The organism is Amycolatopsis coloradensis (assembly GCF_001953865.1).
In the GTDB taxonomy this organism is placed as follows: Bacteria; Actinomycetota; Actinomycetes; order Mycobacteriales; family Pseudonocardiaceae; genus Amycolatopsis; species Amycolatopsis coloradensis.
The window spans coordinates 563,751-586,315 of the sequence record NZ_MQUQ01000015.1 but is presented as its reverse complement, the minus strand read 5'-3'; the positions used below and the strand labels follow the sequence as shown (position 1 = coordinate 586,315).

The 22,565-nt window shown below is 68.8% G+C and carries 25 protein-coding genes; 8 read left to right on the top strand and 17 right to left on the bottom strand.

All coding sequences use genetic code 11. From position 1 onward, the window contains the following. Together BS329_RS28435 and menD are read right to left on the bottom strand one after the other, a co-directional pair. Window positions 1–1,521 (bottom strand): M1 family metallopeptidase, encoded by a 1,521-nt coding sequence (locus BS329_RS28435; protein ID WP_076164275.1) that lies wholly within the window; start codon window positions 1,519–1,521, stop codon window positions 1–3. Window positions 1,522–1,629: 108 nt separating this feature from the next. Continuing rightward, window positions 1,630–3,315 (bottom strand): 2-succinyl-5-enolpyruvyl-6-hydroxy-3-cyclohexene-1-carboxylic-acid synthase, encoded by a 1,686-nt coding sequence (gene menD, locus BS329_RS28430; RefSeq protein WP_076164274.1) that lies wholly within the window; start codon window positions 3,313–3,315, stop codon window positions 1,630–1,632. Window positions 3,316–3,372: 57 nt separating this feature from the next. Between menD and BS329_RS28425 the strand changes: the two genes are divergently transcribed. The 4 genes from BS329_RS28425 (at window position 3,373) to BS329_RS28415 (ending at window position 6,693) form a co-directional block, all read left to right on the top strand. Next, entirely contained in the window at window positions 3,373–4,296 is a 924-nt protein-coding gene (locus tag BS329_RS28425; RefSeq protein WP_076164273.1) for a 1,4-dihydroxy-2-naphthoyl-CoA synthase, read from the top strand. Between the two features lie 87 nt (window positions 4,297–4,383). After that, on the top strand, window positions 4,384–5,508 hold the full coding sequence (menE, locus tag BS329_RS28420) for an o-succinylbenzoate--CoA ligase (protein WP_076164272.1): 1,125 nt from the start codon (window positions 4,384–4,386) through the stop codon (window positions 5,506–5,508). Window positions 5,509–5,571: 63 nt separating this feature from the next. After that, window positions 5,572–5,730 (top strand): hypothetical protein, encoded by a 159-nt coding sequence (locus BS329_RS43980; RefSeq protein ID WP_167480035.1) that lies wholly within the window; start codon window positions 5,572–5,574, stop codon window positions 5,728–5,730. A 93-nt stretch (window positions 5,731–5,823) separates the two neighbouring features. Next, the gene (locus BS329_RS28415) at window positions 5,824–6,693 is read left to right on the top strand and encodes a 1,4-dihydroxy-2-naphthoate polyprenyltransferase (RefSeq protein ID WP_076164271.1); all 870 of its coding nucleotides are present in this window, start codon (window positions 5,824–5,826) and stop codon (window positions 6,691–6,693) included. A gap of 443 nt (window positions 6,694–7,136) precedes the next feature. On the opposite strand, the gene cds1 is transcribed toward BS329_RS28415, so the two are convergent. Genes cds1 through BS329_RS28400 form a run of 3 tightly spaced genes read right to left on the bottom strand, consistent with a single transcriptional unit; the run spans window position 7,137 to window position 8,994 of the window. Next, window positions 7,137–8,219, bottom strand: coding sequence for an L-cysteine desulfhydrase Cds1 (gene cds1 / locus BS329_RS28410; RefSeq protein ID WP_076164270.1), 1,083 nt, complete (start codon window positions 8,217–8,219; stop codon window positions 7,137–7,139). Continuing rightward, window positions 8,216–8,509, bottom strand: coding sequence for a DUF4229 domain-containing protein (locus tag BS329_RS28405; RefSeq protein ID WP_076164269.1), 294 nt, complete (start codon window positions 8,507–8,509; stop codon window positions 8,216–8,218). Before BS329_RS28405 ends, cds1 begins: the two co-directional genes overlap by 4 nt. Before the next feature lie 11 nt (window positions 8,510–8,520). Then, window positions 8,521–8,994 carry an Lrp/AsnC family transcriptional regulator gene (locus BS329_RS28400; RefSeq protein ID WP_076164268.1) on the bottom strand — a complete coding sequence of 158 codons (474 nt, stop codon included), beginning with the start codon at window positions 8,992–8,994 and terminating at the stop codon, window positions 8,521–8,523. A 236-nt stretch (window positions 8,995–9,230) separates the two neighbouring features. Here BS329_RS28400 and BS329_RS28395 point away from each other — a divergent pair, with 236 nt between their 5' ends. Together BS329_RS28395 and BS329_RS28390 are read left to right on the top strand one after the other, a co-directional pair. Next, window positions 9,231–9,443: a BldC family transcriptional regulator gene (locus BS329_RS28395; protein ID WP_016330944.1), complete on the top strand. Its 213-nt coding sequence runs from the start codon at window positions 9,231–9,233 to the stop codon at window positions 9,441–9,443. A 149-nt stretch (window positions 9,444–9,592) separates the two neighbouring features. Further along, window positions 9,593–9,775 carry a hypothetical protein gene (locus tag BS329_RS28390; RefSeq protein WP_005151794.1) on the top strand — a complete coding sequence of 61 codons (183 nt, stop codon included), beginning with the start codon at window positions 9,593–9,595 and terminating at the stop codon, window positions 9,773–9,775. Between the two features lie 58 nt (window positions 9,776–9,833). Here the strand turns inward: BS329_RS28390 and BS329_RS28385 are convergent, their stop codons facing one another. From BS329_RS28385 to hemL, 8 genes are all read right to left on the bottom strand, one after another. After that, window positions 9,834–11,213, bottom strand: a complete 1,380-nt coding sequence (locus tag BS329_RS28385) for a MinD/ParA family ATP-binding protein (RefSeq protein WP_076164267.1) — start codon at window positions 11,211–11,213, stop codon at window positions 9,834–9,836. A 79-nt stretch (window positions 11,214–11,292) separates the two neighbouring features. After that, entirely contained in the window at window positions 11,293–12,264 is a 972-nt protein-coding gene (gene ccsB, locus BS329_RS28380) for a c-type cytochrome biogenesis protein CcsB (protein ID WP_076164266.1), read from the bottom strand. 5 nt (window positions 12,265–12,269) lie between these two features. Continuing rightward, window positions 12,270–13,868, bottom strand: a complete 1,599-nt coding sequence (gene resB, locus BS329_RS28375; RefSeq protein WP_076164265.1) for a cytochrome c biogenesis protein ResB — start codon at window positions 13,866–13,868, stop codon at window positions 12,270–12,272. Beyond that, on the bottom strand, window positions 13,865–14,650 hold the full coding sequence (locus BS329_RS28370; RefSeq protein ID WP_208619284.1) for a cytochrome c biogenesis CcdA family protein: 786 nt from the start codon (window positions 14,648–14,650) through the stop codon (window positions 13,865–13,867). The genes resB and BS329_RS28370 overlap by 4 nt, the downstream gene beginning before the upstream one ends. A gap of 184 nt (window positions 14,651–14,834) precedes the next feature. Further along, the gene (locus BS329_RS28365; protein ID WP_076164264.1) at window positions 14,835–15,506 is read right to left on the bottom strand and encodes a rhomboid family intramembrane serine protease; all 672 of its coding nucleotides are present in this window, start codon (window positions 15,504–15,506) and stop codon (window positions 14,835–14,837) included. 128 nt (window positions 15,507–15,634) lie between these two features. After that, the gene (locus BS329_RS28360; RefSeq protein WP_076164263.1) at window positions 15,635–16,216 is read right to left on the bottom strand and encodes a TlpA family protein disulfide reductase; all 582 of its coding nucleotides are present in this window, start codon (window positions 16,214–16,216) and stop codon (window positions 15,635–15,637) included. Continuing rightward, entirely contained in the window at window positions 16,213–16,845 is a 633-nt protein-coding gene (locus tag BS329_RS28355) for a histidine phosphatase family protein (protein ID WP_076164262.1), read from the bottom strand. Before BS329_RS28355 ends, BS329_RS28360 begins: the two co-directional genes overlap by 4 nt. Then, window positions 16,842–18,146, bottom strand: coding sequence for a glutamate-1-semialdehyde 2,1-aminomutase (gene hemL, locus BS329_RS28350; protein WP_076164261.1), 1,305 nt, complete (start codon window positions 18,144–18,146; stop codon window positions 16,842–16,844). Before hemL ends, BS329_RS28355 begins: the two co-directional genes overlap by 4 nt. Window positions 18,147–18,267: 121 nt before the next feature. Between hemL and BS329_RS28345 the strand changes: the two genes are divergently transcribed. Beyond that, window positions 18,268–18,756 carry a TspO/MBR family protein gene (locus BS329_RS28345; RefSeq protein ID WP_076164260.1) on the top strand — a complete coding sequence of 163 codons (489 nt, stop codon included), beginning with the start codon at window positions 18,268–18,270 and terminating at the stop codon, window positions 18,754–18,756. Here BS329_RS28345 and BS329_RS28340 read toward each other — a convergent pair. Genes BS329_RS28340 through hemB form a run of 4 tightly spaced genes read right to left on the bottom strand, consistent with a single transcriptional unit; the run spans window position 18,753 to window position 21,081 of the window. Then, window positions 18,753–19,124 carry a hypothetical protein gene (locus tag BS329_RS28340; RefSeq protein ID WP_076164259.1) on the bottom strand — a complete coding sequence of 124 codons (372 nt, stop codon included), beginning with the start codon at window positions 19,122–19,124 and terminating at the stop codon, window positions 18,753–18,755. The two genes, BS329_RS28345 and BS329_RS28340, sit on opposite strands and share 4 nt — an antisense overlap. Continuing rightward, a complete protein-coding gene (locus tag BS329_RS28335; protein ID WP_076164258.1) occupies window positions 19,102–19,557 on the bottom strand; it encodes a hypothetical protein in 456 nt (151 codons plus the stop codon). Before BS329_RS28335 ends, BS329_RS28340 begins: the two co-directional genes overlap by 23 nt. Beyond that, the gene (locus BS329_RS28330; protein ID WP_076164257.1) at window positions 19,554–20,099 is read right to left on the bottom strand and encodes a hypothetical protein; all 546 of its coding nucleotides are present in this window, start codon (window positions 20,097–20,099) and stop codon (window positions 19,554–19,556) included. Before BS329_RS28330 ends, BS329_RS28335 begins: the two co-directional genes overlap by 4 nt. 10 nt (window positions 20,100–20,109) lie before the next feature. Further along, entirely contained in the window at window positions 20,110–21,081 is a 972-nt protein-coding gene (hemB, locus tag BS329_RS28325; RefSeq protein ID WP_076164256.1) for a porphobilinogen synthase, read from the bottom strand. A 165-nt stretch (window positions 21,082–21,246) separates the two neighbouring features. Between hemB and BS329_RS28320 the strand changes: the two genes are divergently transcribed. Further along, window positions 21,247–22,518, top strand: a complete 1,272-nt coding sequence (locus BS329_RS28320; protein ID WP_425266380.1) for an Nramp family divalent metal transporter — start codon at window positions 21,247–21,249, stop codon at window positions 22,516–22,518. Window positions 22,519–22,565: the final 47 nt, after the last annotated feature.

Below are 22,565 nucleotides of genomic sequence, written 5' to 3'. Positions count from 1 at the left end.
TCAGTGGGCGTGTCGCTCGGCGAGGAATTCGTGCGTCGCCTTGATCTGCGGGTAGGACTTCGGCGCCACCGGAACGGAAGCGGCCCGAAGTGTGGCCCCCGGGGTCCCGTTAGGACTGACCGACGGCTTGCCCTTGGTGTACAGCCAGGTCTGGAACAGGTCATACAACGGCTTGCCCGAGATCTTTTCCGCCAGCGCGATGAACTCTCCGATCACCGCCGACTTGGCCTTCTTCACCTGCTGCCAGGTCTGCAGGATCCGGAAGAACGTGTCGTCACCCACGGCCTTGCGCAACGCGTGCACCGCGAGCGCGCCGCGGTCGTAGACGGCCGCGTGGAACTGGTTCGGCTCACCGGGGTCGGCGGGCAGGACCTGCCAGAACGGGTCCTCGGCTGGCACGGAGTCGTAGATGTACTGGGCGAGTTCGTCGGCCGTGCCCTCGCCGGTCTCCTCCGACCACAGGAACTCGCCGTAGGAGGCGAAGCCCTCGTTCAGCCAGATGTCGCTCCATTTGCCGAGCGTGACGCTGTCACCGAACCACTGGTGCGCCTGCTCGTGCGCGACGACCGAGGTGTTGGAGCCGGACCGGAACGCCCTGGCGCCGTACACCGGCCGAGTCTGGTTCTCCAGCGCGAAGGTGATGCCGGTGGTGACGACACCGCCCTGCGCCTCGAACGGGTACGGACCGAACTTCGAGGCGAGGAACTCGGTGATCTCCGGCGTCCGCTCGACACTGGCCTTGGCCGCGCCGAGGGATTCGCCGAGGTCGGCGCCGTAGGCGGTGATGAACGGCTTGCCGTCCGGCGTGGTCTGCTCGTTCACCTCGAACTTGCCGACCTCCAGCGACGTGAGATAAGTCGCCTGCGGTTTGGTGCTGCGCCAGTTCCAGCGCGTCCAGCCGGGCCGCTGCACCGTCTTGCGCACGAGCGAGCCGTTGGACAGCGCCGCGACGTCGTTCGGGACCTCGACCGAGACGTCGTAGGTGGCCAGGTCGGTCGGGTGGTCGTTGGACGGGAACCACCAGGCCGCGCTCTGCGGCTCGTCGACGGCCAGCGCGCCGTCCGGGGTCTTCTTCCACGCGGTGAAGCCGTCGATCTTCACCTTCGACGGCGTGTCCGCGTAGGCCACGACGACGGTCGCCGTCTGGCCCTTCTTCAGCGGCGTCGCCGGCGTGACGGTCAGCTCACCGGTGCCGTCGGTCGACGTCGCGAACTTCGCGGGCCGGTTGTCGACCCGGACGCTCGACACCTTCAGCCCGAAGTCGAGGTTGAACGCCGAGAGGTCCTGCGTCGCGGTGAGCAGGACGGTCGTGGCGCCGGACAGCAGGTCGGTGGACGGCTGGTAGGTCAGCCGGAGGTCGTAGTGAGCGACGTCGTAGCCGCCGTTGCCGGCGTGCGGGTAGTACGGGTCGCCGACGCCGATCGAACCAGGCGCGGGTGCGGCGGCCGCGGAGCCCACGAGCAGCACCGAGACGACGCCCGCGGTCAATCCGGCGAAGCCGGCGCGAGTCTTCAAGCGCATTGCGAATCCTCCCAGGATTTGTCAGCGCGCTTGAACGTAGCCAGACGATCATCTCGAAGACACAGCCGAAGGAGGGGTTCCTAGCCTCTGGACTGAGACGGAAATCGGCTAGACAGCCCGCACGGCCGACGACACCGCCGTACGGAGGCGCGCGTGCAGCTCCCGGTGGCGCGTTCGGTCCACCCGGACCTCGACCACCCGCAGACCCGGCGCGGGCTTCAGCGCGGCACGGAACTCGGTGAGCGTCTCGGCGACGAGGTGCGGGACGCGGTAGCCCGCGCACAGCGCGCCGAGATCGGCGCCGTGCGGTGTGCCGAAGACGCGTTCGAAGCTGGCGTTGTGCTCGGGCGCGCCCTGTTCCAGCAGGGAGAAGATGCCCCCGCCGTCGTCGTTGAGGACCACGATCGTCAGGTCGGGACGCTGCTCGGCGGGGCCGGTCAGCAGGCCGCTCGCGTCGTGCAGGAACGTGAGGTCGCCGAGCAGGGCGTACGAATGTCCTCTGTGGACGGTCGCGGCGCCGATCGCGGTCGAGACCATGCCGTCGATCCCGGCGACACCGCGGTTGCGGTGCACGAGGACGTCCGGCCGCAGCCGTCCGGCGAGCGCGACGTCGCGGGTGGGGTTGGACGAGCCGACGACCAGCAGCGACCCCTCCGGGACCGCGTCGATCAACTCACGGGCCAGGCGCAGCCCGCTCGGCCACGGTTCGACGGCCAGCGCCTCGGCCACCGCCGAGGACGCCGCCTTGTCCGCGCGCTGCCAGCTGGCGAGCCACTCCGGATCGGCCGGTTTGGTCGGCTCGTCGAACCACTGGCCGACCTGCCGGACGTTGTGCGCGGGCGCGGGCCAGTCCGAATCGGGCCGGACCAGCAGCACCTCGACGTCGGGATCGGACAGGACCCGCTGGACCTGCCGGAACACCGTGGGACGGCCGATGCACAGGACCTGTTCGGGCTTGTGCCGCGAGATGAACTCCTCGACGCCGAGCAGCCAGGCGCCGGACGAGATCGCCGTCGCACCGGCCAGCCCGATACCGCCGGTCTCGGACACGACCGGCCAGCCGTGCAGCTCGGCCCATTCACTGGCCGCCTGCACACCGGTGTCGCACGCGATGACCAGGCCGGAACGAGCCGAGGGCACCACGAACGAGGGAAGCGCGCCGAAGTCGGGAAGTTCGGTCCACCGGGCGCCGTCGGGACGCCCTTCGAGTGACTCGTACCACTCTTCGTCATCGGCCCCGCCGGAAACGTCCGGCACGAGCGGCTCGCGGAACGGGATGTTCAGGTGCACCGGCCCGCAGCGCCATTCGCCGTACGCGGCGTTCCAGGCACGGCAGATCTGGCCACGCCAGTACGAGTTCTGCCCGGCACGGCGTTCGGCGACGGCGAGCTCGTCGAAGTAGCGGATGGCGTTGCCGTAGAGCTGATGCTGGTCGATGACCTGGCTCGCACCGGCGGCCCGCAGCTCGGGCGGGCGGTCGGCGGTGAGCACGATCAGCGGGACGCCCGCGCGGTCGGCCTCCAGCACGGCGGGGTGGAAGTTCGCGGCCGCGGTGCCCGAAGTGCACAGCACGGCCACCGGACGGCCGGTGCGCGCGGCGATGCCGAGGGCGAGGAACGCGGCGCCGCGTTCGTCGATCCGGACGTGCAGCTGGAGGCGCCCGGCGGCCGCCGCGTCGTAGAGCGCGATCGACAGCGGGGCGTTGCGAGAGCCGGGGCAGAGCACGACGTGCGAGACGGTGTTGCGAACGAGTTCGTCGACGATGACCCTGGCCTGCGCGGTGGAAGGATTCACCGGCAGACCTCGGATTTCACACTACGACTCACGGCCACACGTCCTATTCTCCCAAACGTGGATGACGCCCAGGTTTCCGAGCTGTTCGACCCCGCCTTGTGGACGGAAGTCGAAGGTTTCGACTTCACCGACATCACCTATCACCGCTCCTCTGAGAGCCGCTCAGGCAAACGTGTCGTGCGCATCGCGTTCGACCGTCCCGAGGTCCGCAACGCTTTCCGTCCGCACACCGTCGACGAGCTGTACCGCGCGCTCGACCACGCGCGGATGAGCTCGGACGTCGGCTGCGTCCTGCTCACCGGCAACGGCCCGTCACCGAAGGACGGTGGCTGGGCGTTTTGTTCCGGTGGTGACCAGCGTATTCGCGGACGCTCCGGGTATCAGTACGCGGACGGGGAGACCTCGGACACGATCGATCCGGCGCGGGCCGGGCGGCTGCACATTCTCGAGGTCCAGCGGCTGATCCGGTTCATGCCGAAGGTGGTCATCGCGGTGGTCCCGGGGTGGGCCGCCGGTGGCGGGCACTCGCTGCACGTGGTGTGCGACCTCACGCTCGCCTCGGCCGAGCACGCGCGGTTCAAGCAGACCGACGCCGACGTCGGCTCCTTCGACGGCGGCTACGGCTCGGCGTACCTCGCCAAGCAGGTCGGGCAGAAGTTCGCGCGGGAGATCTTCTTCCTCGGCCGCGAGTACACGGCCGAGCAGATGCTGGCGATGGGCGCGGTCAACTCCGCCGTCCCGCACGCGGACCTCGAGACCGAGGCGCTGGACTGGGCGTGGGCGATCAACGGCAAGTCGCCGACGGCGCAGCGGATGCTGAAGTACGCGTTCAACCTCACCGACGACGGCCTGGTCGGCCAGCAGCTCTTCGCGGGCGAAGCCACCCGGCTGGCCTACATGCAGGACGAGGCCGTCGAAGGCCGCGACGCCTTCCTGGAAAAGCGCTCCCCCGACTTCTCCGCGTTCCCCTACTACTACTGACCACCCCGCGTTTCGTCCTCTAGTTGCGGTAGTTGGTAACACGAACCACCGCAACTAGAGGACGAATTGCGGGCATAGGGTGGCGGGATGCGTGCGGTCGGGGTGGACGGGAGTCCGGAGTCGATCACCGAGCTGACCTCGGCACTGACCGAGGCGCTCGGTGGCGGCCCGGCCGTCCTCCCCTACGCGTCGGAGGCCCTGCGAGACGCGATGGAACCGACACTCCCGGCCGAACCCGGGACGGCGGTGATCATCGCCACCTCGGGGTCCACCGGCGAGCCCAAGGGCGTCCTGCTCTCGGCCGCCGCGCTGGCCGCGTCGGCCCGCGCCACCCACGAGCGGCTCGGCGGACCGGGGCACTGGCTGCTCGCGACCCCGGCGCAGTACATCGGCGGTCTCCAGGTACTGGTCCGCTCACTGCTGGCCGGGACGACGCCGTCGGTACTGCACGCCTCCGGTTTCCGGCCGGACGACTTCGCCGAAGCCGCCGCGCCACTCCTCTCGCTGGACGGGCCGCGCTACACCGCGCTCGTCCCGACCCAGCTGGGGCGGCTGCTCGACGCGGGTGGCCCTGGACTGGCCGCGGCCCGCGCGTTCGACGCGATCATCGTCGGCGCCGCGGCGACGACCACGGAACTACGGGAGCGCGCTGCCGGAGCGGGCGTGAAGATCGTGCCCGCGTACGGCATGAGCGAGACCGCCAGCGGCTGCGTCTACGACGGCGTACCGCTGGATGGAGTACACGTCGAACTCGAGGACGAGCGGGTCTGTATCACCGGTGACGTGCTCGCGCACGGCTACCGACTGCGACCTGACCTGACTTCGGAGTCCTTCGCAGGAGGCCGGTTCCGCACTTCCGACCGCGGCCGTTTGTCACCCGATGGACGTCTGGAGATCCTCGGGCGGATCGACGACATGATCAACACCGGTGGGGTGAAGGTGGCCGCCGCGGCGGTCGAAAGGATCTTGACCGCGCAGCCCGGAATCCGCGACGCGTGCGTGGTCGGGGTACCTGATCCCGAGTGGGGCGAAGCGGTCGTCGCACTCGTCGTCGGCGCTGGTTGCGACGTCGACTCGCTGCGAGCGGCGTGCCGCGACGCGGCCGGTGCGGCGGCCGCCCCGAAACGGGTCGAATTCACCGAAGAACTGCCGTTGCGAGGTCCCGGAAAGGTCGACAGGACGGCCGTCCGCGATCTCCTACGAAGGTCGTGAATTCTCCACCGATCACCGGGACGTTGTTGACATGGTCATTACCCGCGGGTTTACGTCTAGGGCATGACGCGCTGGACACGCACAGTATTGGCCTGCACCGCCGTCACGCTGGGTCTGGTCGCTTTGGCCGGGCCCGCGCTGGCGGACGAACCGGAAACCGCCGTTCCGAACAGCGGCACCCTCACCTGGACGCTCGAAGACACCATCAAGGATCTGAAGTAGCACGATGCGTCCCCTGCTCGCGGTGGCTCGGCACCGCGAGCGGGTGACGAGCCCCGCATACCGGCCGGTAGCCGCCAGGGCCAGAATGGCGGCATGGCGACTGCTGGTGAATGGATCGAAGGGGCGCGCCCGCGAACGCTGCCCAACGCGGTGGCGCCGGTGGTCGCCGGGGTCGGCGCGGCGGTCGCGCTCGACGGCTTCTCCTGGCCCCGTTCGGTCCTCGCGCTGCTGGTCTCGCTCGCCCTGATCGTCGGCGTCAACTACGCCAACGACTACTCCGACGGCATCCGCGGCACCGACGAGAACCGCGTCGGTCCACTGCGCCTGGTCGGCTCCGGTGCCGCGAAACCGAAGGCCGTGCTGGTGGCCGCTCTCGTGGCCCTCGGGCTCGCCGGGATCCTCGGGCTCGTGCTGGTCGCGATCAGCGGGCTGTGGTGGCTGCTGGCGATGGGCGCGGTCTGCATCCTCGGCGCCTGGTTCTACACCGGCGGCAAGAAGCCTTACGGCTACTACGGTTTCGGCGAAATCGCGGTCTTCGTCTTCTTCGGGCTGGCCGGCGTGCTGGGCACGGTGTACGTCCAAGCCGGACAGCTCAGCTGGACGGCGTTCGGCTGCGCGGTCGCCGTCGGCGCGTTCTCGACCGGTGTGCTGACCGCCAACAACCTCCGCGACATCCCGACCGACATCGAATCCGGCAAGCGCACGCTCGCCACCCGACTCGGTGACAAGGGCACCCGGCGGCTTTACCTGGTGCTGATCGCGGTGCCGTACGTCGTCAGCGTGCTGCTCGCCTTCGTGACGCCGTGGGCGCTGCTGGGCCTGCTGACCGCGCCGCTGCTGCTGAAGTCGGTCAAGGCCGTCGGCGGCGGCGAACAGGGGCGGGCGCTGATCCCGGCACTGCGGGACACCGGCCTCGCCATGCTGGGGTGGGCGATCCTGACCGCGGTCGCTCTCGCGCTCTGACGTCTTGTGAGTGGGCTGAGGGCCCCTTCGCTGCGTGTGACGCGGGGAAAGACCCCTTCGGGCCCCCTCGGCCCACGTCGGGCTCAGGTGAGCGAAGAGGCGTGAACGGACCGTTCATTCCTTGGGTTTCCCGCTTCAACCCACTATCCGTTGGTGTCGCCGGAGGTGGCGCCTACTACCGGTGGCCCCGGCGATAGCAAAGGTCCCTTGCTCCTTTGGCGATCCCGCCATCTTGAGGTAGGCCCGGGTCGTGAGTGGCGATTCGGCTAGAGCCAGGAGTGCCTCGGGTACCCGCCGGGTTCTGAGGGCGAGTGACCGCAGGACCGTGGTGCCCAGTGGCTGTGTCGCGAAAGCCACTTTCGGGACATCAGACGTCGCGAAAGTGGCTTTCGCGACACCCGAGCCGGCTGGTGCGGCCTCCCGCTCCGGCACCCTGGTCGCGCCTAGACCACCGGAGCGAGTTTCCCGCTCACCAGGAACTCCTGGTACATCTCCCGGTACGGCGCGATGTCGATCTGCTTCTGCGCCAGCCACTCGTCGTTGTAATACGTGTTGGCGTACCGCTCACCGCCGTCGCACAGCAGCGTGACGACACTGCCCGCCTGGCCTTCCGAGATCATCCGCGAGATCAGCGTGAACGCGCCGAAGAGGTTCGTCCCGGTCGAGCCGCCAGCCCAGTGCCCGGTGCGTTCACGCAGCAGCCGGATGGCCGCCAGCGAACCGGCGTCCGGCACCTGGAGCATCTCGTCGATCACGCCGGGCACGAACGACGGCTCGACGCGCGGCCGCCCGATGCCCTCGATCCGCGACGGCATGCCGGTCGCGTAGTCGAGCGCGCCGGTCTCCCAGGCGCCGAAGAACGACGAGTTCTCCGGGTCGACGACGGCGATCTTCGTGGTGTGGCGCTTGTAACGCACGTAGCGGCCGAAGGTCGCGCTCGTACCGCCGGTTCCGGCGCCGACCACGATCCAGGTCGGCACGGGGTGCCGCTCGGACTGCATCTGCGCGTACACCGATTCGGCGATGTTGTTGTTCCCGCGCCAGTCCGTCGCGCGCTCGGCGTAGGTGAACTGGTCGAGGTAGTGGCCGTTGCACTCCGAAGCGAGCCGCTCGGCCTCCGGGTACATGTCCGGCGCGCGGTCGACGTAGTGGCATTCGCCGCCGTAGAACTCGATGAGCGCGATCTTCTCCGGCGAGGTGCTCCGCGGCACCACGGTGATGAACCGCAGTCCGAGCATCCGCGCGAAGTACGCCTCCGACACCGCCGTCGAGCCGCTGGAAGCCTCGACGAGCACGGTGTTCTGCCCGATCTGGCCGTTCACCAGGCCGTACAGGAACAGCGAACGCGCGAGCCGGTGCTTGAGCGAGCCTGTCGGGTGGACGGACTCGTCCTTCAGGTACAGGTCGATGCCCCACTCCGCGGGCAGCGGGAAGACGTGCAGGTGTGTGTCGGCGCTGCGGTTCGCGTCGGCCTCGATGATGCGGACGGCTTCGCGGACCCAGCTCCGGCTGTGCAGCCGGCTCACGCTGTCCCGTCCACCCGGTCGCCGCGCAGCTGGGAGCGCAGTTCGGCACGAGCGCGAGCGCGCTTTTCGTTGCGGCGGGCGAGCCCGGCGGTCACGCGCGCGTTCAGCGGGCGGAACAGCAGCAGGCCCAGCGGCAGCCCCACGACCAGGCCGATCAGCATCGCGACCAGCAGCGGGACGTTCACCAGCAGCAACCCACCGCCGATGACCCCGACCAGGACGAACCTGGCCAGCACGTACAACGTCAGGTCACGGGCGAGGTGATCGGCGATTTCCGGATTGTCGCTCACATCAACGCAGGCTACGCGCTGCCGTTGCGGCCGTCCTCCAGGCCCGCGTTGTTGGGCCGTCCTTCGAACCGGGTCGAGAGCACGACGGTGGTGTTCGTCCGGCCGACGCCGGGAATGCGCCGCAGCCGGTTGAGCGCCGCCTCCAGGTCGTCGACGGTCGCCACCCGCACCTTGACGACGAACGCCTCGTCACCCGCGACGGCATAGCAGCTTTCGACCTCGTCCAGCGCCCCGAGCGCGTTCGCGACGTCCTCGTCGCTCGCCGTGTCGGTGGGGTGGATGCCGACCAGCGCCGTCACCCCGAGTCCGACCGTGCTCGGATCGACCATGGCGTGGTAGCCGGTGATCACGCCGGCGGCCTCGAGTTTGCCGACCCGCTCGTGCACCGATGAGGCCGACAGCCCGACAGACCGGCCGAGGTCGGCGTAAGTAGCCCTGCCGTTCTCACGCAATGCCGCGATGATCTTCCGATCCACCTGGTCCACCGCTACACCTTAGGTGCCACGGCCCGATTCGCATGACCAGGGCACGTTTTCGTACCTCCGTGACAAGACCGCGGTACCCGGCGGCGCATGTCGCGGTTGTCGGTTTTGACCTTTAAGGGCTCTTTACTGTTGGACAACCGTTCGAGTACTCGACGGGTGAGATGCAACGATTGCCGTGTTGGCTACCCGGTACGACGGCTTCCGGTTTAGCAGTGGAGCCGTGAAGGAGGCGGAAAATGACCGCGACGATGGGCGGAAGGTTGCTCACCCCCGGCGAAGTGGCGGCCCTGTTCCGGGTTGACCCCAAGACCGTCACCCGCTGGGCGACCGCGGGCCGGATCGGCTCGATCCGCACTCCCGGCGGGCACCGCCGGTTCCGGGAGGCCGAGGTGAACGAACTCCTCGCCGAACTCACCACCGACGCCAGCGAGCCCACTCGCAAGGTCTGACCTGGCATTTCTCGTAAAAGAGACCCCGGTGACGAAGGGTACGAAACGGCCCTTCGTCACATTGGGGTATCCATGAGTCCCCCCGCGCGCGGCAAAGAGGCTAGCCTCGTGGGACTGAGCTACGTCCTCCACGCGGAAAGGGACCGAGCATGATCTATCTGCTCGCGGCCATCGGAGCGCTCACCGTCGCCGTTGTCTTGTGGCGCGCGTTCGGGATCGAGCGTGTCGGGGTGCCCTCGTCGCGACCGACACTGGCCCCGGACGACGACCCCGACTTCCTGCGCAAGCTCGGTGAGCAGCAGCGCAAGGGTAAAGACGAGGACAAAGAGTAAAGACCAGGCCTGGGAGCGCAGCTCCTCCGTTGAGGGTGGCGGCGGGGGCATGGATGGACTAGGGCTGGATCCGTTGGTACTGCTGGCCGCCGAAACCGTCCGCGACGGTGGCGGCGAGTTCCAGCAGCGCGAGCCGGGTGCCCTCGTCGAGCCGGTCCAGTTCGATCTCGGCGCCCTCTTCCAGATGCGGGTCGAACGGGATGCGGCAGACCGAACGGACCCGCGCGCCGAAGTGCGCGGAAAGCTTGTCGAGGTCGACGGAGCCGCCCTTCGGCCGCACCGAGTTGATCACCGCGACGGAACGTTTGACCAGGTCGCCGTAGCCGTGCGCTTCCAGCCAGTCGAGCGTGGCCGAAGCACTGCGCGCGCCGTCCACGGAACCTGACGAGACCACGACCAGCGCGTCCGCGACGTCCAGGACACCCTTCATCGCCGAGTGCATCAAACCGGTCCCGCAGTCGGTGAGCACGATGTTGTAGAAGTGCTCCAGCAGGTTGACCGTGCGCCGGTAGTCGTCCTCGGAGAACGCCTCGGAAACCGCCGGGTCCTGCTCGCTGGCGAGGATCTCCAGCCTGCTCCCGCCCTGCGAGGTGTACGAACGGACGTCGCTGTACCTGGTGATCTTGTCCGCGTCCCGCAGCAGGTGCCGGACGGTCGCGGTGGTCTCGATCGGGATCTTCTGCGACAGCGTCCCGCGGTCCGGGTTCGCGTCGACGGCGACGACCCGGTCACCGCGCAGCGACGCGAACGTCGAGCCCAGCGTGGTGGTCGTGGTGGTCTTGCCGACGCCGCCCTTGAGGCTCAGCATCGCGATCTTGTAGCACCCGCGCAACGACTGGTTGATCTGCGCGATCAGTTCACGCTTGCGGGTGTCGGCCGGACTCTCCCCCGGGTTGACGAGCTTCCCGGTGCCCACGTAGAGCGCCTTGCGCCAGCCCGACTGCGGCTTGCGCTTCTGCGGTTTGACCAGGCTCGCGGTGGCGAGTTCGTCCGGAAGGGCGTGCCTGCCCTGCGGCTGCGGGAGCCCCGGCACCGCAGGCTGCTGGACAGCCTGCTGCGGCGGCGGCGCGTACTGCTGCTGAGGCGGGTACTGGGCGGCCTGCTGCTGAGGTTGCTGGGGCTGCTGCTGAGGTTGCTGGGGCTGCAACGGAGGCAGGTTCTGGTCGTAGGGCTGGTGATAGTGCCCGTGCGACGGCTGCGGCAGCGGCTGCTGCGGTTGAGCGGGCTGCTGCGCGTACTGGCCCGGCTGGGCCTGCGGCTGCGGATACTGGGCCTGTGGCGGGTACTCGGGCTGGACGACCTGCGTCGGCTCCGCCTCGAAGCCCGCGGCCGGATGCGGCGCCGAATCCGTCCTGTCCTCGGAGAACAACTCCGAGGGCTGGACGCTCTCGGTGGGTTCGGGGTGGCCAGGAGCCGGTTCTTCGCTGGGTCCGGTCACCGCTGAATTCCTCCTCCGCGCACGTCTTCCCCCGTTACCTCAGTATTGACGGTAGTCGGCTCGCGTGCAGCGGCGACGGTCAGCCCCCGGCGTAGGAGTGCAGACCCGAGGTGACCAGGTTCACGAAGAACATGTTGAAGATCGTCGCGGAGAAGCCGACGATGTTGATGATCGCGGCCCGCTTCCCGCGCCAGCCAGCGGTGGCCCGGGAGTGCAGGTACGCCGCGTAGACGACCCACGCCACGAACGCGACGGTCTCCTTGGGGTCCCAGCCCCAGAACCGGCCCCACGCCGCCTCCGCCCACACCGCGCCGCAGAGCACGCCGAAGGTGAAGATCGGGAAGGCGAAGATGGTGGTGCGGTAGGCGATGCGGTCGAGCACGTCCGCGGCGGGCAGCTTCGAACCGAACTTGGCGAACTTCGCCGGGTCGTCGTCGTGGGCGGCGCGGAAGAGGTAAAGGACGCTCGCGACACCCGGCACCAGGAAGACACCCGAGCCGATGATCGCCGCGGACACGTGGATGACCAGCCAGTACGACTGCAACGCGGGTTGCACCGGCGCGGCCGTCGTGTACAGCATGGTGCCGTTGACGAACATCAGGATCACGACCGGCAGCAGCAGGAAGCCGCTGAGGTGGCGGACCGGGAACTTCCGCATGATGACGAGCCAGGTCACGACGGCGATGAAGGTCGTGGCCATGCCGTATTCGTAGAGGTTGCCCCACGGCGCGCGGTGCACGGCGAGCCCGCGCAGCACGATCGCGGACAGGTGGAGCAGCGCGGCCAGCACCAGCAGCGCGGCGCCCATGCGGCCGATGCGCTCGGGGCGGCCGATCTCGCGCGGGGGCTCGGCCGGCGTCATGGTGGTCACCGGCGGACCACCCGCGCCGACCAGTTCGCGGGAGCGCTGCATGCTGCGTTCGGCCGCCAGGCGGCCCTTCGCCCCGAACCCCTGCTCGATGAGGGCGAACATCAACGCGATGACGTAGATCGCCGCCGCGGTGGTGTAGGAGTAGTCGCTGTACTGGGACAGCGTCTCGTTGATCGGCATGACCTCTAGTTGCCTCTCTGCCCCTGGACCAGCTTGCCGCTGATCCGCTGGAACTCTTCGCCGTAGCCCGCCTGATCGGTGCGCGCCAGCCCGGCGACCTCGATCACGGTACCTGGCTCACCGTCGCGTCCCGGGGTCACCCGGACCCATACCCGGCGCCGCTTGACCAGCAACGATCCCGCCAGCCCGATCAGCATCGCGACCGCGCACACCAGCACCCAGTCCTGCACCGGGTCGTGCGAGACCTGGATGGCCACCCATTCTCCGACGCCGTCGAAGCGGACCTTCGTGCCGTCGTCCAGCACGGTTTCCTGTCCCTGGTCCAGGTTCTGCCGGGTGAGCTTCTTGAGCCTGCCGTCCTCGACGAGCGACTGGTCGATCTGGAAGATCGACTGCCCGCGGCCGGCGTCGAGGCCGAGGTCGCCGCGGTAGATGTCGATGGCCACCGCCGGCTTCTTCGCCTCGGGCCGCGACGACGTCAGCACGTTGCCGTGCATGAACGCGGTCGGGGCGAGCAGGCCGGTGATCGCGAGCTGCCGGGTGCGGCGTTCGATCGGGTCGGTGATGCCGGGCTGGTCGATCTTCGTCGCGCCTTCGGAGAGCTTCGTCGGCTCGTCGGCGGGACGCCACGGCGTGAGATTGGTGCGGACGGTGCCGTCCGGGAAGGTCACCGTGAACTTCGGGGAGTAGCCGAAGTTCAGCAGGTAGACGCGGTCGCCTGCGGTGCGCAGCGGCGAGTTGACCTCGAGCCCGTACGGCTTCCACGCGCCGGTCTTCAGGTCTTCGCCGGACTGGTACTCCATGTTGGAGTGGTAGTAGTTCGCCTGCCCGGCCTCGGTGTAGCGCGCCTCGAAGTCCTTCAGGCGGATGCAGAACGGGTTCAGGTCGGTGCCGTCGACGCGGAGACCGGCGTTGAAGGTGTCGTAGCCGAGGATCCCGGAGTTGCACCACTGGCTGTCGTCGGCCTGGACGATGACCTGGCCTTCGTAGCCGAAGAGCTTGCCCAGCGCGAAGAAGATGATCAGGCCGAGCATGCCGAAGTGGAAGACGAGGTTGCCGGTCTCGCGGAGGTATCCGCGTTCGGCGGAGATGCTCCGGACGCCGTCGGCCTCTTCGCGCTCTACGCGACGCCATCCCTTGAGCAGCGCGTGAGTGTCCTTCATGACCGCTTCGGGAGTCCGATCGGTCGTGGTGGACAGATGGTGCGGCATCCGCGCGAGCTTGCGTGGCGTGAGCACCGGCTTCGCGCGCATCGCCTTCGCGTAGTCGAGGCTGCGCGGCGCGAGGCAGCCGATCAGGGAGACCATCAGCAGGATGTAGATCGCCGAGAACCAGACGCTGCCGTAGACCTCGAAGAACTGCGTGCGGTCGAGCAGTTCGCCCCACCAGCCGTGCGCGGCGATGTACTCGTCGGTCTTGGCGACGTTGAGGTTCCGCTGCGGCAGCAGGGCGCCGGGCATCGCGGCGAGCGCGAGCAGGAACAGCAGCACCAGCGCGGTGCGCATCGACGTCAGCCCGCGCCACGTGTTGCGCAGGAAGGCGAGGACTCGCTTCAGCGGCGTCTGGCGGTATTCCTTCTTGGGTGGGGCTTCAGTGGTGGTCACAAGGGCAGCCTGAGTTCGGTCACGAGGGTGTTCCGGATCCAGCCGGTCATGTCGCCCCACAGCCCGGTCACCAGCAGCACGCCGACGACCAGCAACAGGACGCCGCCGAAGACCTGCACCTGACGGCCGTGGCGGCGCAGCCAGTCCGTCGCGCGGACGGCCCAGCGGGCGCCGAACGCGATGAGGAGGAACGGGACGCCGAGTCCGAGGCAGTAGACCAGGATCAGCACGTACCCGCGCACCGCCGCCCCGCCGGTGGCGCTGGCCATGGAGATGACCGCGGACAGCGTCGGCCCGATGCACGGCGTCCAGCCGAGCCCGAACACCGCGCCCAGCACCGGCGCGCCCCACAGTCCACCGCGCGGCACGTGGTGCGACCGGAACTCGCGCTGCAGTCCCGGGATCCAGCCGAGGAAGACGAGCGCCATCGCGATCGTCAGCACGCCGCCGAGGCGCTGGAGGAGGTCCATGTTGAGCTGGACGGCGTCGGCGATCCACACCAGCGTCCCCAGCGTCACCACGAAGACGACGGTGAACCCGAGCACGAACAGCGCCGCCGCGCCGACGACGGCGTAGCGGCCCTTCTTGCGCTCCTCGCCGGGGCTGACCGCGGGGGCGTCCGCGCCGACCAGCGCCGCGAGGTACGCGAGATACCCCGGCACCAGCGGGACGACGCACGGCGACGCGAAGGAGATCGATCCGGCCAGCAGCGCGACACCCGCGGCGAGCAGCAGCGGCCCGGAAAGCGCCAGCTCGGTTACACCCGTCGCCAACGTGGCCACGCCTCTCGAGGAGTTACAGGGTTCACGCAAAGGAGCGTAGGCAGTGTGATCCAGGTGAAAACGCCGGGGCTTGCCCAACGGGACCTACGTCGCACCCGATCAGGACGTTGGTCCCGTCTTCCCTTCCCCCGCGTTTCGTCCTCTAGTTGCGGTAATTCACTGGCGAACTACCGCAACCAGAGGACTACTTGAGGGTGTCGGGCGGCGTGAGCGGGATGGTCGGGAAGGCGGGGGCGGCGTCCACCGGCTTGGGACGGCGGTCCCGGAACACCCAGCCGCCGGCGAGGCCGCCGAGGAAGCCGAAGAGGTGCGCCTGCCAGCTGATCCCCGCGTCCTGAGGGAACAAGCCGGCGAACTGATAGGCGAAGCACAGCGCCATCACCAGCCCGATGACGATGTCGATCTTGTGGCGATCGAAGATCCCGCGCACCAGGACGTACCCGAAGTACCCCATGACCAGGCCACTCGCGCCGACCCCGACGGTGCCGGAGTCGTGAAGAGTCCAGGCGCCGAGTCCACTCGACACCGCGATCAGCACCGTGACGCTGAGGAACTTCTTCACTCCGCGATACGCCGCGAGGAACCCGAAGATGAACAGCGGCCCCGAGTTGAACTCGATGTGCCCCCAGCTGGCGTGCAAGAGCGGCGCGGTGAGCACCGTCGGCAGTGAGCTGACCTCGCGCGCCCGCGTCCCGTATTCGTACATGAGGCGGTAGCCGTCGACAGCGTTGTAGACCTGGATCAGCCAGATGACCACGAGCACGCCGACCATGACCCAGAGGGCCTTCTTGGCCTCCGCGATCATGGCCTCGGCGTCACGTTGACCGGATCTGGGCACGCCCGAAGCAGTCGTCATTTCCTTCTCCCCAGTCAGAGCCGCTTCACGCGGCCGGATGAGGAGGATAACCAGTCGCCGCGATTCGTCCTCTGGTTGCGGTAGTTCGCTGGCGAACGACCGCGACCAGAGGACGAATCGCGTGGGGGTCAGGCGGGTTCGGCGACCAGGCGTTCGACGACGGGCAGCAGGTCCGAGGCCAGCAGGCTCCGCAGGAACACCGCCGCGACGCGGTGCTGTTTGTCCAGCACGATCGTCGACGGGATGATGTTGCGCGGATAGCCCGAAAGCTGCAGCAGCGTCCGCCCGGACGGATCGTAGATCGACGGGTACGTCAGCTTCCGGTCCCGCATGAAGTCCTGCGGCGGCTTCCGGTCGTTGTCGCGCAGGTCGATGCCGACCACCTCGACGCCGGACGCCTTGGTCTGGTCGTAGAGCTTCTGCATCTCCGGCGCCTCGACGCGGCACGGCGGGCACCACTGGCCCCACAGGTTCAGCACGACGACCTTGCCGGGGAAGCCGGCGGTCGAGAGCTGCTTGCCCTCGTTCATCAGGTCGTCGCCGGACAGCGTCGGCGACTGCTGGCGGTCCGCGACGTCGTAGGTGATGTCGACCTTCCCACCCGGCGACACGAAGTTGAAGCTGCCGCCGGTGACGACGGCGTCCTTGCCCGTCGTGCAGCCCGTGACGACGAACAGCAGCGCCGCCAAGGACGCCAGCGCGCGCTTCATGCCCCGGTCACCTTCGGGTCGGTCGTACCGGCGGGCTCGCTGTAGACGATCCGCACGAGTTCCTCGCCCTCGAAGACCAGGCTGGTCAGCGAAGCGAGCGAGCACTGCCGGACACGCGGGTCGTGCCAGAGCCGCTTCGCCTCCAGGAACCGCCGCACGGTCCAGATCGGCAGCTGGTGCGAGACACACAGCGCCTCGTGCCCCGCGGCCGCCTGCCGTGCCCGGTAGATCGCGCCGAGCATGCGGTGCGCGATCTCGACGTACGGCTCACCCCACGACGGCCGGAACGGGTTGACCAGCTTCGGCCAGTGCTTCGGCTCGCGAAGGGCGCCATCACCGACGGCGACCCGCTCGCCTTCGAACTGGTTGTCCGCCTCGATGAGCCGATCGTCGGTGTCGACGTCGAGCCGGTGCGCGGCGGCGATCGGCGCCGCGGTCTCCTGCGCACGCTGAAGCGGCGAAGCGACGACATGCGTGATGTCGTGCGTCGCGACGGCTTCGGCGACCGTGAGGGCCTGGCGCTGGCCACGATCCGACAGTTTGAAGCCGGGCAGGCGGCCGTACAGGATCTGGTCCGGGTTGTGCACCTCACCGTGGCGGAGCAGGTGCACGATCGTCGTCTCGCTCACGCCTGGACCGCCTCGGCGGCGGCACGTGCGGCCACCCGCAGCGCGGAGGAGATGATCTCGAACTCGGCGTCGCCCATGGCCGCGTTGACGAACCAAGCCTCGTACGCGCTCGGCGGCGCGTAGACGCCGTTGTCGAGCAGCGCGTGGAAGAACGCCGGGAACCGCCAGGTCTCGGAGGCCTGCGCGCCCGGGTAGTTCGTCACCGGGCCGTCGCTGAAGAACACGCTGACCAGGTTGCCCGCGTACTGCACGGTGTGCTTGACCCCGGCCTCGGTCAGCGATCGGCCGAAGAGGTCGCCGAGCCGCTTCGCGTTGGCGTCGAGGGCCGCGTACACGGCGTCGTCGGCCGCGCGCAGCGTCGCGAGCCCGGCGGCGACGGCGACGGGGTTCCCCGACAGCGTTCCCGCCTGGTACACCGGCCCGCCCGGGGCCAGCTTCGCCATCACGTCGGCGCGGCCGCCGAAGGCCGCGGCGGGCAGCCCGCCGGACATGACCTTGCCGAAGGTGTACAGGTCACCGGCGACGCCTTCGAGGCCGAACCAGCCCGCCTTCGAGACGCGGAACCCGGTCATCACCTCGTCCATGATCAGCAGCGCGCCGTGCTCGTGCGCGATCTCCTTGAGCCCGGCGTTGAAACCGTCGACCGGGGCGACGGCGCCCATGTTGCCCGCGGCGGCTTCGGTGATGATCGCGGCGATCGACTCGGGGTTGTCCACAAAGGACTTCCGGACGGCCTCGAGGTCGTTGTAGGGCAGGACGATCGTGTCGGCCGCCTGCGCGCCGGTGACACCGGGTGACGTCGGGAGGCCGAGCGTCGCGACGCCGGAGCCCGCTTCGGCGAGCAACGCGTCGACGTGGCCGTGGTAGCAGCCCGCGAACTTGATGATCTTCGCCCGGCCGGTGAACCCCCTGGCCAGCCGGATCGCGCTCATCGTCGCCTCGGTGCCGGAGTTGACCAGGCGGACCTGCTCCACCGGCTCGACGCGGCCGATGATCTCCTCGGCCAGTTCGACCTCACCGAGGGTCGGCGTGCCGAACGACAGCCCGTTGACGGCGGCTTCGCGCGCGGCGGAGACGACGGCCGGATGCGCGTGCCCGAGGATCATCGGCCCCCACGACGAGACCAGATCGACGTAGCGGTTGTCGTCGGCGTCCCAGAGATACGGGCCCTCGCCGCGCACCATGAACCGCGGGGTTCCGCCGACGGAGTTGAAGGCCCGCACCGGCGAGTTCACCCCGCCCGGGACCACGGCCTTCGCTCGTTCGAACCATGCCTTGGACTGATCGACTCCGGTAGTCACGTCCCCAGTCTCGCAAATCCCGGATGACACCCGCCGTCGAGTCCTCGCGGTGCCGGGCGCGGCGTGACCGGCCCCACTAGGGTGGAACCACTCCTGTCGAAACCCTCGCGGAGGAATCCACGTGTCCACGGTGCGGCCGCCGACCCATCACCGCCGCCTGCGCTGGCAGGCGCTGGCCGGGTTCGTCGCCATGGCGGCGATCGTGGGCGGCGTCGCCGCGCTGGCCGTGGCCACCCGCACCGAGGCGCACAACGCGCTGGCCCGCCCGTCGTGGGCGCCACCGGGCTGGCTCTACGGTCCGGTGTGGTCGGTCCTGCTCCTCGTGGTCGCCGTCGCGGGCTGGTGTTACTGGCGCACCGACGGCGAAACGCGCGGCTTCGCCTTCTACGGTGTCTGCCTTCTGTTGACGCTGCTGTGGACGCCGCTGTTCTTCGCCGGTGGCGCGCACGTCCTGGCACTGGCCGACGTCGTCGTCCTGGATTTCGTCGTGCCCATCACGATGATGGAATTCGCCCGCCGGTCGAAGCTCGCGGCGTGGCTGCTCGTGCCGTATCTGCTGTGGCTGCTGTTCTCGACAGCGGTCAACGCCGCCGTCGTCTGGCTCAATTAGTCCCTGGGCTTGCGCCCCTTGGCCCGGACAGCGAGCAGGAACTGGCGGATCGCGTCCACCACCAGGATCGCGGCCAGTACGCCCAGTCCGATGGCACCGGCGAGCGGGCCGCCGAAGTAACGCTGTGATTCGAGGGTCGTTTCGCCGTAGGTGATCAGGACCGGGACGACACCGGCCTTCCAGCACGCGAAAGCCCCCCACACCGCGAGCGCGGCCAGGATCAGTTCGACGGCTCCCACCAGGGCGCGCAGGGGTTTGTGCAGCCGGGCCGAGGGCCGGGCGTCCTCCGGTGGCCACAGGTCGGCCCCGGTCGGCTGGGGAAGGTCGATCACAGTGAGCAGCTTCTCATGACTCTGTGGTGCGAGCACGCACCAAATCCTCGAGAGCCTCGCGGAGGGCGTCCGGATCCTTGGCCCACGCGCGGACGAAGACGCCGTCGTCGAGCTTCAACCCGACCTCTCCGTGCTTCTTGGGGATCGTCCAGCCACCCCCGAGGACCCGCGAACCGACCGGCGCTTCATCGTCTCCGAGTACCTCGACGATCCGGGCCGCCTCCAGGGTTTCCCTGCCCTGCCGGTAGCCCTCGGCGGTGACTTCGAGCGAGAGGTACCGGCGGCGGGCGTACACCCACGGCACGGTGATCAGCACCAGCCCCGCCGCGACCAGGATCCAGGCCAGCCAGTGGACCGGCCCACCGGTCGCCAGCTCGGCGAGCAGCCCGGCGAGGGCGAACAGCGGTGCCCACAGCAACGCCGTCCAGCCGACGCCGGGTTCACCGTAGAGAGCCGGCTCGGGCGTCACGGCAGCTCGCGCCCGGCCTTCGGGAAGTAGTCGGCGACGCTGGGCAGGTACATCAGGATCAGCGCGACCACCGCCAGCAAGGTGCCGAGGACCACGAAAACCGCACCGGCGAGGTAGAAGAGCCCGATGATCGCCAGTACGACCGCGAGAACGGTCAGCACCGTCCGGGCCGAACGCGTTCCCTCCCGGGCCTTATAGGCGAACAGGGCGAAGAGCAGCGCGAAGGTGATCGCCCCGACGAACAGGTTCAGGATCAGCCCGTCGACTCCGTCGACGATCCGCGCCGGATCGACCTTCAGCGCCGGGTTGGCCTGTTCGGCGTTCTGCCGGGAGAACTCGTCGATCACCGTCTGCCTGCCGATCAGCAGGTAGACCGGCCCGGCCAGCAGCAGCACACCGGTCGCGATCCACAGCCAGAACGAGATGGCGACGGGCTTCGGCACGACGCGCTTCGGCGCCTCCTGGCCGGGGAGGATCGGGTCGGGCGCCCTCCCCCGCTTGCGGCGCTCGTCGTCCGTTTCGTCGGCTTCGCTGTCGCTCACGCGAGGCAGCCTAGTCCAGCCAAGCCGCGGCTTCGGCTGCCCAGTAGGTGAGGATCATGTCCGCGCCCGCGCGGCGGATCGACGTCAGCACCTCGAGGATCGTGCGCTCACGATCGAGCCAGCCGTTCGCCGCGGCGGCCTCGACCATCGCGTACTCACCCGAGATGTTGTACGCCGCCACGGGAACCGGCGACGCTTCGGCCGCGGCCCTGATGACGTCCAAATAGGACAGCGCGGGCTTGACCATGACCATGTCCGCACCCTCGGCGATGTCCAGCTCGATCTCGCGCAACGCTTCGCGCACGTTGCCCGGATCCTGCTGATACGTCTTCCTGTCGCCCTTCAGCTGCGAGTCGACGGCCTCACGGAAGGGGCCATAGAAGGCGCTGGCGAACTTCGCCGAGTAGGCGAGGATCCCGGTGTCGGTGCGGCCCGCGCGGTCGAGCGCGCCGCGGATGACGCCGACCTGGCCGTCCATCATCCCGCTGGGCCCGAGCAGATGCGCGCCCGCTTCCGCCTGCGCCAGCCCCATTTCCGCGTACAGGCGCAGGGTCGCGTCGTTGTCGACACCGCCTTCGGCGTCGAGGACGCCGCAGTGGCCGTGGTCGGTGAACTCGTCGAGGCAGGTGTCGGCCATCAGCACCGTCGAGTCGCCGAGTTCGGCCCTCAGGTCGCGCAGGGCGACGTTGAGGATGCCGTTCGGGTCGATGGCGCCGGAGCCCTCGGCGTCACGGGTCTTCGGGATGCCGAACAGCATCAGGCCGCCGACACCGGCGTTGACCGCTTCGGCAGCGGCTTTGCGCAGCGTGTCGCGGGTGTGCTGGACGACGCCGGGCATGCTGGAGATCGGGCGGGGCGTGTCGATGCCCTCGGCCACGAACATCGGGAGGATCAGCTGGCGCGGGCGCAGCTCCGTCTCGCCGACCAGCCTGCGCATGGCAGGAGTGGTACGGAGCCTGCGGGGACGATGCTCAGGAAACACCCCTACGACGGTACTCCGGCTCGCTTGAGAACCGGTCCGCAGGCGCGGTGAACGGCCCGTTGGTCCGGTCGGGCGGCGAACCCTAAGGGACAGCAAAGAATCACCTTTGCCCGTTTTGCCGCCGGTGTGACGCAGGTTACCTTTCCCCTCATGTCGAGTTCAACGGTGACCGACCAACTGGAAGAACCACCCGTCGGCTGGCGCGCACGGCTGCGTCAGGTCGGGCCAGGGATCATGGCCGCGGCGACCGGGGTCGGCGCGGGCGACCTCGTCGCGACGATGGTGGCCGGATCGCGCTTCGGGTACACGCTGCTGTGGGCGGTACTCGTCGGGACGATCTTCAAACTCGCGCTGGCCGAAGCCGTCGGCCGCTGGCATCTGACGTCGGGCCGGACGATCCTGTCCGGCTGGCGGACGCTGGGGATCTGGGCGCTGATCTACTTCGGGATCTACGCGGTGATCTGGGGATTCGTCTACGGCGCGACCGCGATGTCGGCGTCCGGTCTGCCGCTGAACGCGCTCTTCCCCGCGCTTTCGGTGCGGTACTGGGCGATGATCTGCGGCCTGCTCGGCTTCGCGCTGGTGTGGTTCGGCCGCTACGCGATCATCGAGAAACTGATGACGGTGCTCACCGGCGTGATGTTCGTGACCGTGGTCGGCACCGCGATCCTCGTCATGCCGAACTTCACCGCGCTGTTCGAAGGCGCCGTCCCGACCCTGCCCGACGGCTCGCTGGTCTACGTCCTCGGCTTGGTCGGCGGCGTCGGCGGCACGATCACCATGGCGGCCTACGGCTACTGGACGCTCGCGAAGGGCTGGCGCTCGGCGAAGTGGCTGCCGATGATGCGCACCGACAACGCCGTCGGGTACGTCATGACCGGTGTCTTCGTGATCGCGATGCTGATCGTCGGCGCCGAACTGCTGCTGGGCCAGAAGATCATCTCGGGCGACAAGGGCCTGCTGTTCCTCGGCGACACGCTCGCCGCGGACTACGGGCACTGGGCGCGGATCCCGTTCCTCATCGGCTTCTTCGCGGTCTCGTTCACGTCGGTGATCGGCGTCTGGCACGGCGTGAGCCTGCTCTTCGCCGACTGGTGGCGCATCCTGCGGCTGCCCGCGAACACGACGGAAAGCGTTGAGGCGTATGAGAAGAAGGCCGGGGAACGCAGTCCCGCGTACCGGGGTTACGTGCTGTGGCTGACTTTTCCGCCGATGGCGTTGCTGTTCCTGGACCAGCCCTTCCAGCTCACCGTGATCTACGGCGTACTGGGTGCCTTGTTCATGCCGTTCCTGGCGGGGACGTTGCTGGTGTTGATGAATACGTCGCGGGTACCGAGGGAAGGGCGGTCCGGCTGGATTTCGAACGGGCTGCTGGGGATCTGCCTCGCGATGTTCGCCTACCTCGCCTACACGGAGGTCGTGAAGTTCTTCAGCTGACCGTCGCAAGTAGCCGACTACTTGCGATGGGCCTGAAGTACGTGAAG